General features: G+C 59.5%; 6 protein-coding genes. 2 read left to right on the top strand and 4 right to left on the bottom strand.

Annotated features, from left to right (window positions below; translation table 11 throughout):
- The coding region (locus NW815_RS05700; RefSeq protein WP_414415798.1) for an ABC transporter ATP-binding protein at positions 1–690 on the bottom strand (690 nt) is incomplete at its 3' end.
- Positions 691–1,026: 336 nt separating this feature from the next.
- Between NW815_RS05700 and NW815_RS05695 the strand changes: the two genes are divergently transcribed.
- On the top strand, positions 1,027–1,605 hold the full coding sequence (locus NW815_RS05695) for a DoxX family protein (protein WP_414388248.1): 579 nt from the start codon (positions 1,027–1,029) through the stop codon (positions 1,603–1,605).
- A gap of 80 nt (positions 1,606–1,685) precedes the next feature.
- On the opposite strand, the gene NW815_RS05690 is transcribed toward NW815_RS05695, so the two are convergent.
- From NW815_RS05690 to NW815_RS05680, 3 genes are read right to left on the bottom strand one after another with little or no spacing between them, the layout of a single operon-like run.
- A complete protein-coding gene (locus NW815_RS05690) occupies positions 1,686–3,860 on the bottom strand; it encodes an RNA degradosome polyphosphate kinase (RefSeq protein WP_414343684.1) in 2,175 nt (724 codons plus the stop codon).
- A 58-nt stretch (positions 3,861–3,918) separates the two neighbouring features.
- Positions 3,919–4,878, bottom strand: a complete 960-nt coding sequence (locus NW815_RS05685; RefSeq protein WP_414388245.1) for a branched-chain amino acid ABC transporter permease — start codon at positions 4,876–4,878, stop codon at positions 3,919–3,921.
- Entirely contained in the window at positions 4,878–5,747 is an 870-nt protein-coding gene (locus NW815_RS05680; RefSeq protein ID WP_414388243.1) for a branched-chain amino acid ABC transporter permease, read from the bottom strand. The genes NW815_RS05685 and NW815_RS05680 overlap by 1 nt, the downstream gene beginning before the upstream one ends.
- A gap of 155 nt (positions 5,748–5,902) precedes the next feature.
- Here NW815_RS05680 and lptC point away from each other — a divergent pair.
- Positions 5,903–6,412, top strand: a 510-nt coding sequence (gene lptC, locus NW815_RS05675; protein WP_414415797.1) for an LPS export ABC transporter periplasmic protein LptC, incomplete at its 3' end; no start/stop codon positions are given.

Here is a 6,412-nt window from a genome sequence, read left to right as displayed (position 1 = left end):
CTTAGCGGTCGGAGTCGGGTAGTTTACGGCCTCTTCTTGGTCGTGGGTGACGTACAAAAAGGTGAGACCAAGGCGGTGTTGTAGGGCCTTGAGTTCAAACTGCATCTGTTGGCGCAACTTCAAATCCAGCGCCCCCAAAGGTTCATCCAGCAAGAGCACCTGCGGTCGGCCAACCAAAGCCCGCGCCAAGGCCACCCGTTGCCGTTGCCCCCCTGAAAGTTGGCTGGGTTTACGGGATCCCAGATCGGGCAGTTGTACCAGCTCCAGCGCCTCTTGCACTCGCTTTTGGCGCTCCTTCGGCGGTATGCCGCGGATCATCAAGCTGTAGCCAACGTTCTCCGCCACCGTCATGTGGGGGAAGAGAGCATAGTCCTGAAACACCGTGTTCACAGGCCGTCGGTAGGGCGGCAGACCCAAAACATTCTGGCCGTTCAATTCGATCTGCCCCTCATCCGGACGCTCAAAGCCCGCGATCATCCGCAAACAGGTGGTTTTGCCCGAACCCGACGGCCCCAACAACGTAAAAAACTCCCCCTGCTGCACCTCCAAATCCACCCCGTCCACCGCTTGGATCCCGGAAAAGTTGCGGCTGACCCTCCGCAAACGAATGGCAGGCGGGGATCCCTCCTCTCTCCCGGCTTGGGCTTTGGCGGAGCTGACATCAGAGGCGAGGACAGATTCGGCAACCATATCGACACAGGCAGCCAATGAACCCATTATGAGGGATCCATTTACAGAGGTTGACAGGTCTCAGCAAGGCCGGAAAAGTCCCAGGCCAAGAGCAGAGATAGTGTGGCGCAATCGCCTGCGGTGAAAGCTCGCCGGAAACCCACCCGACCGGTCGCGAAAGCGGGCCGGAGGCCTTTCGCGAAAGCGGGCCGGAGACCTTGTTTCTGGATGGGATCCCTGTTTTTGCATGGGATCCCTTGACCACTGGGGATCTGAGTCCCACCCTTGTTACAGAAATTTAGAATCGTTACAATAAGTTAGAGTCTTTGCTCATCTTTGCATCGCAGGTTTTATCCTATGGCACTCACTCAGCAGTTTCCCGTGCTACTCGCCTCGGCTTTGCGTCACGACAGCGTAACTCCGCGCTGGTCTCAAGTGGCGTGGACCGTTTTGCGGGTGGTGGCAGGGCTATTCATGATTCACAACGGCCTTGACAAGCTGGCAGATATTGAAGGGTTTGCGACGGCTTATGTAGAAGTGATCGGGTTGCCCTTCCCGATCTTCTTCGCTTATGTAGCTGCCTATACCGAGCTGATCGCAGCTCCGATGGTGGCGCTGGGTTTGTTGACCCGCGGGGCAGCGTTGGGTTTGTTCGCCACGATGGCAGTGGCCATGTTCCATCACATTAAGGTGGCCGGCTTCAGCGTTCCCTATCTGGAGCTGTCGGCCATTTACGCAGCGATCTTCTTGGCCTTTGCGGTGAATGGGGGCGGCTGGTTCTCTGTGGATCAGCTCTTGGTGAATGCAATCGAGTCGTGGCTGAACCGCGCCAGCCGGGAAAAGTTGGAGAGCTTGCAGTCTTCGTTGCAGGCCACGGAACGGGTAATTGCGCTGGGCGAGGAAGAGGCCGAGGCCGCCAAGACCGCCGGATCCTGAGCTTTGGTGGCCATTCCCGATAGCGGCGAGGCTGCTCCTCTCTCCCTCTGAGAGAGAGGTTGGCAGTGAGAGTCATCCTGCTAAATGCGGCTGGCAGCCCGCTCCATCAGGCGTTGGTGGGTGGAGCGCACAGGCTCTCCTGGCTTGGGTTGCCGCTGCACGTAGGTGCCATCAGGGCGCAACTCCCAGGCTTGCCGGTTGTCCGTCAGGCAGATGTCCAAGATTGCCTTGAGCTCCCGCTGCAACGCGGGATCCTCCACAGGGGTAACCACCTCAACGCGCCGATCCAGGTTGCGGGTCATGTAGTCGGCACTGCCGATGAAGTACTCTTCCTGGCCGCCATTGTAGAAGTAGAAGATGCGGGAGTGCTCCAGGAAGCGCCCGATGATGCTGATCACGCGGATGCGTTCGCTTAGGCCGGGGATCCCGGGCTTGAGGCAGCACATGCCGCGCACAATGAGATCGATCTCCACCCCGGCTTGGCTGGCCTCGTAGAGCAGCCGGATCATTTCCGGGTCGGTGAGAGAGTTGATCTTGACGATGATACGCCCCTGGCCCCCTGCTTGGGCATGGCGCATCTCGCGGCGGATCAGGGCTTCCATGCCTTGGCGTAGGGTTCTGGGGGCCACCAAGAGCTTGCGGAATTGCCGTTGCCGTGAGTAGCCCGTCAGTAGGTTGAACAATTCCGTAACATCGTTGCAGAGGGTCTCATCGCAAGTGAACAGCCCTAGGTCGGTATAGATACGGGCAGTTTTGGGGTTGTAGTTGCCGGTACCGATGTGGACGTAGCGGCGCAGGGATCCCTCCTCTTCCCGCACCACCAAAGCCAGTTTGCAGTGGATTTTCAGCCCCGGCAGGCCGTAGGCCACGTGGACCCCGGCTTTCTCCAGCTTTTTGGCCCAGAGGATGTTGTTTTCTTCGTCGAAACGGGCTTTGAGCTCCACCAGAGCGGCCACCTGCTTGCCGTTTTCGGCGGCCTGAATGAGGGATTTCACCACCGTCGAGTCGCCGGAGGTGCGGTAGAGGGTTTGCTTAATGGTGAGCACCTGCGGATCGTTGGCGGCCTCCTCCAAAAACCGTTCCACGCTGGCGGCAAAAGAATCGTAGGGGTGATGCACCAACAGATCCCCTTCCCGGATGACGGCAAAGATATCCACCGGCTCATCGCTGACCGAGGCAGTGCGCAGGCGGGGCGGGGTGACCGGCCCCCAAGGGGGATCCTTCAAATCGGGCCGATCCAGGCTGAGAAACGCCATCACCCCCCCCATACTCAAGAGGCCATCCACTTCGTACACCGAGTCACTGTTGAGGCGCATCTCTTCGCTGAGCCGTTGTCGGATGGCTGCCGGAGTTTGGCTGGCAATTTCCATGCGCACCACCGAGCCAAAGCGTCGTTTGCGCAGCTCTTCTTGAATGGCAGCCAGCAGATCGTCGGCCTCGTCCTCTTGGATTTCCAGATCGGCATCCCGGGTGATGCGGAAGGGGTAGTACTCCAGCACCTGCATGCCGACAAACAGCGCTTCCAGATGGTGGGCAATCACCTGATCCAGCGGCACAAAGCTCACCCCATCCCGCAGCGGCACAAAGCGGGGCAAGGTGTTGGGCACCTTCACGCGAGCAAAATGCTCCTTGCCAGTCTCTGGATCCCGCACCACCACCGCCAAGCTGAGGCTGAGGTTGGAGATGTAGGGAAAAGGATGGCCTGGATCCACCGCCAAGGGGGTGAGCACTGGAAACAAACGCCTCTCAAAGTAGTCCCGCAGCTCCTGCCGTTCCGACTCGGCCAGCTCGGAAAAATCGCGGATGTGAATGCCCTGTTCCGCCAGCTTGGGCACCAGTTCCTGCCGGAAGCAAGTGTGCAATTTTCGAATCAGGGGGCGCAGGTGGCTCGAGATCTGCTGCAACTGCTGCTGCGGTGTAAGGCCATCTGGGGTTAGCACCAACACGCCCGTTTCCAACTGACGACGGATCACCGCCACCCGCACCATGAAAAACTCGTCCAGGTTGCTCTCAAAGATGGCCAGAAACTTCAGCCGCTCCAGCAGAGGTGTGCGCTCATCCAGGGCCTCGTGCAAAACCCGGGCATTGAATTCAATCCAGCTCAGCTCCCGGTTGAAATACTGCTCCGGCAGAGCATAGCCCTCTTGGATGGGTGTAGTCCGGATCCCTGGTTGTCCGGCATCAGGGGGGCAGCCCGTCGTGTCGGGGTTGCAGGGTGGCCAGGAAGGGTCAGTTTCCTTGGGACGCGGAGTCATGACGACAGAGGGCTGGGTTATCTCAAACACGTCAACGACAGCTGGAGCCGACCCAATCCTATCCTGCGGGGTTCTGCTTAGGCGAAGGAGAAGTGCCCAAGACGGGCTTGGGCGGACGTTCAGGCAGCAATCCTTGAGAGCGCGTCAGAAGAATCACCTGGAGCAGGATCCCGATCAACAAAATGCGCAAAGGGCCAGCCCGGGTGGCCCACTGGGGCGGCAAACGGTTGGTGAGCCACTCGCTGCCCGACCACACCCCCCAAATTACCAGCGCTCCCAGCAAGGCGCCGCGATTGTTGCCACTGCCCCCCGCGATCAGCATTACCCAAACGATAAAGGTGGCAAACTCCGGTTGAAAGGCTTCTGGGCTGATGAAATTGACAAAATGGGCGTAGAGGGCCCCCGCCAACCCCATCAGCATGGATCCCAGCACAAACGCTTGCAGGCGAAACTGGAGCACATCTTTGCCGGCAGCCAGGGTTGCCGGTTCATCCTCGCGAATGGCCCGCAACACCCGCCCCCAAGGGGAGCGATAGGCCCGCTCCGTGGCCCAGTAGACCGCTGCCAAGATCAACAGCACCAAGCCCAAGTAGAGAAGAGTATCCTGACCTGGGATCCAGCCGCGAAAGGGTCGTGGAATGCGGGTAATTCCCCGTACGCCATTGGTCAGCCAGCCCTCATTTCTCAGGATTTGGCTGATGATCTCAGCAATGCCGATGGTGGCGATGGCCAAGTAGTCGGAACGCAGCTTCAGGGTAATCAACCCGATCAAAAAGGCAATCGCCCCGGCGACAGCCACAGCTATGGCAAAACCCACCCAAAAGGGCAGATTGAAGCCGCCCAAATGCTCGGCGCTTGGGGGTGTGGTGACAATGGCGCTGGCATAGGCTCCCACGGCAAAAAAAGCCCCCACCCCGATGTTGAACATGCCGGCGTAGCCCCACTGGATATTGAGGCCCAGCACCAGCACGCCGTAGATCCCCACCAAAATCAAAAAGAAAATGCCGTAGCTCAACATCAGACATCCCCCCCACCCGGGGATCCCAGCAATCCTGTGGGTCGGAAGATCAGCAGCAGTACCAAAATGGCGAAGGCCACCCCGGTTTTATAGGCAGGGTTCATCACCAAGGTGGAAAACTCTTCCGCTAGGCCAATCACCAGCCCTCCGGCAATGGCCCCGTAAGGGCGACCAATGCCGCCGAGAATGGCCGCTGCAAAAATGGGCAGCAATAGCCGCCAGCCCATGGTGGGGTGCAGACGGGTATCCATGCCCAGGAACACACCTGCTGCACAGGCCAAGGCTGCGCCAATGGCCCAAGTCCAGAGGACGATCCGCTCTGTATCAATGCCGGTAATCTTGGCCAGCTCAAAATTGTCGGCCATGGCCCGCATCGCTTTGCCCACCCGCGTGCGTTGTAAGAAGAGATGCAGTGCCACCACCAACAGGGCTGTTCCCGCCAGGATTACCGCCCAATCGGGCTTGATGCGCAGCTCTCCAAGCCGCCACGGCAACTGGATCCCGCTGCGGTACACCTGATTGTTGGGCCCCCAGATGATCTGCACCAGGCTGCGCAGAATCAGGGCGGTGCCAAAAGAAGAAATGAGCAAGATCACTGGTGCCTCCCGGCGCAGGCGGCGATAAATGAGTTGGTCGATCCCAACTGCACAAAGTACCGTGGCCAAAGCTGCCGGGAGCAGGCTGACCCCAATTGGCCAACCCAACCCAACAAATGTCAGGCCGAAGTAGGCCCCCAGGGTCATCAGATCCCCGTGGGCAAAGTTGGCAAAGCGCAAAATGCCAAACGTGAGGGATACCCCAATTGCCCCCAGAGCATAGATGCTGCCCAAGACGAGGCCGTAAATGAAAAGTTGCAACAGTTGGGTCACGCTTGCCCCCGAAAACCCCTTGCCCTGATGATGCCACGGGTTTGCCGAGAGCGGGATCCGGCTCAGCGCAGCGGAAGGATACGGCTGATCGCGCCAGCGGGACGGAGTCCTAAGAAAGCTAGGGTAGGGGAGAGCGCCCACAAGGAAGAAGATCCATGCAGTCCAGGTCTTTGTCCATCCTCAGCTCCCTGGCAGCTTTGGCCCTGTTGAGCCTTGCCTGCGGAGCGCTGGAGCCATCCCCAGACAGGGATCCCACACCTGCGGATCCCATTCCCACTCCCCAGTTAATCTACGAAGACATCACCCTCACCCAGGCCAGACCGGATGGTGCCATTCTCTGGCGCTTACAGGCTCGCCTGGCCGAATATGAGTCCCCCCCAGAAAATGGTGCCGCTCCTGTGCAGTTGGGATCCGCCCATTTGCAGGCCGTTCAGGGGGAATTCTTCGACGAAGACAACCGCGCCATCCGCACCCGCGCCGAGCAAGGCTCTGCCTACCCCGGCGAACGACGTCTGGAATTGAGGGGTCAAGTCGAGGTGGAATCAGAGCGGGATAATCTGCGTCTGCAGGCCCAACGGGTGGAATGGCTGCCGGAACAGCGCCGCCTCCAAGCCGAGGGCCAGGTGAAAGTGGAGCTGTTGGATGGGCAGGGATCCCTGTGGGGG

This window comes from Synechococcus sp. R6-7, from assembly GCF_047461695.1.
In the GTDB taxonomy this organism is placed as follows: domain Bacteria; phylum Cyanobacteriota; class Cyanobacteriia; order Thermostichales; family Thermostichaceae; genus Thermostichus.
The sequence above is the reverse complement of the archived record's forward strand: the minus strand, read 5'-3'. Positions and strand labels throughout refer to the sequence as shown.

Excerpts from the sequence above, each read along its gene's own strand:
- NW815_RS05690 (WP_414343684.1), bottom strand. The coding sequence starts at position 3,860 with ATGACTCCGCGTCCCAAGGAAACTGACCCTTCCTGGCCACCCTGCAAC.
- NW815_RS05685 (WP_414388245.1), bottom strand. The coding sequence starts at position 4,878 with ATGTTGAGCTACGGCATTTTCTTTTTGATTTTGGTGGGGATCTACGGC.
- NW815_RS05695 (WP_414388248.1), top strand. The coding sequence starts at position 1,027 with ATGGCACTCACTCAGCAGTTTCCCGTGCTACTCGCCTCGGCTTTGCGT.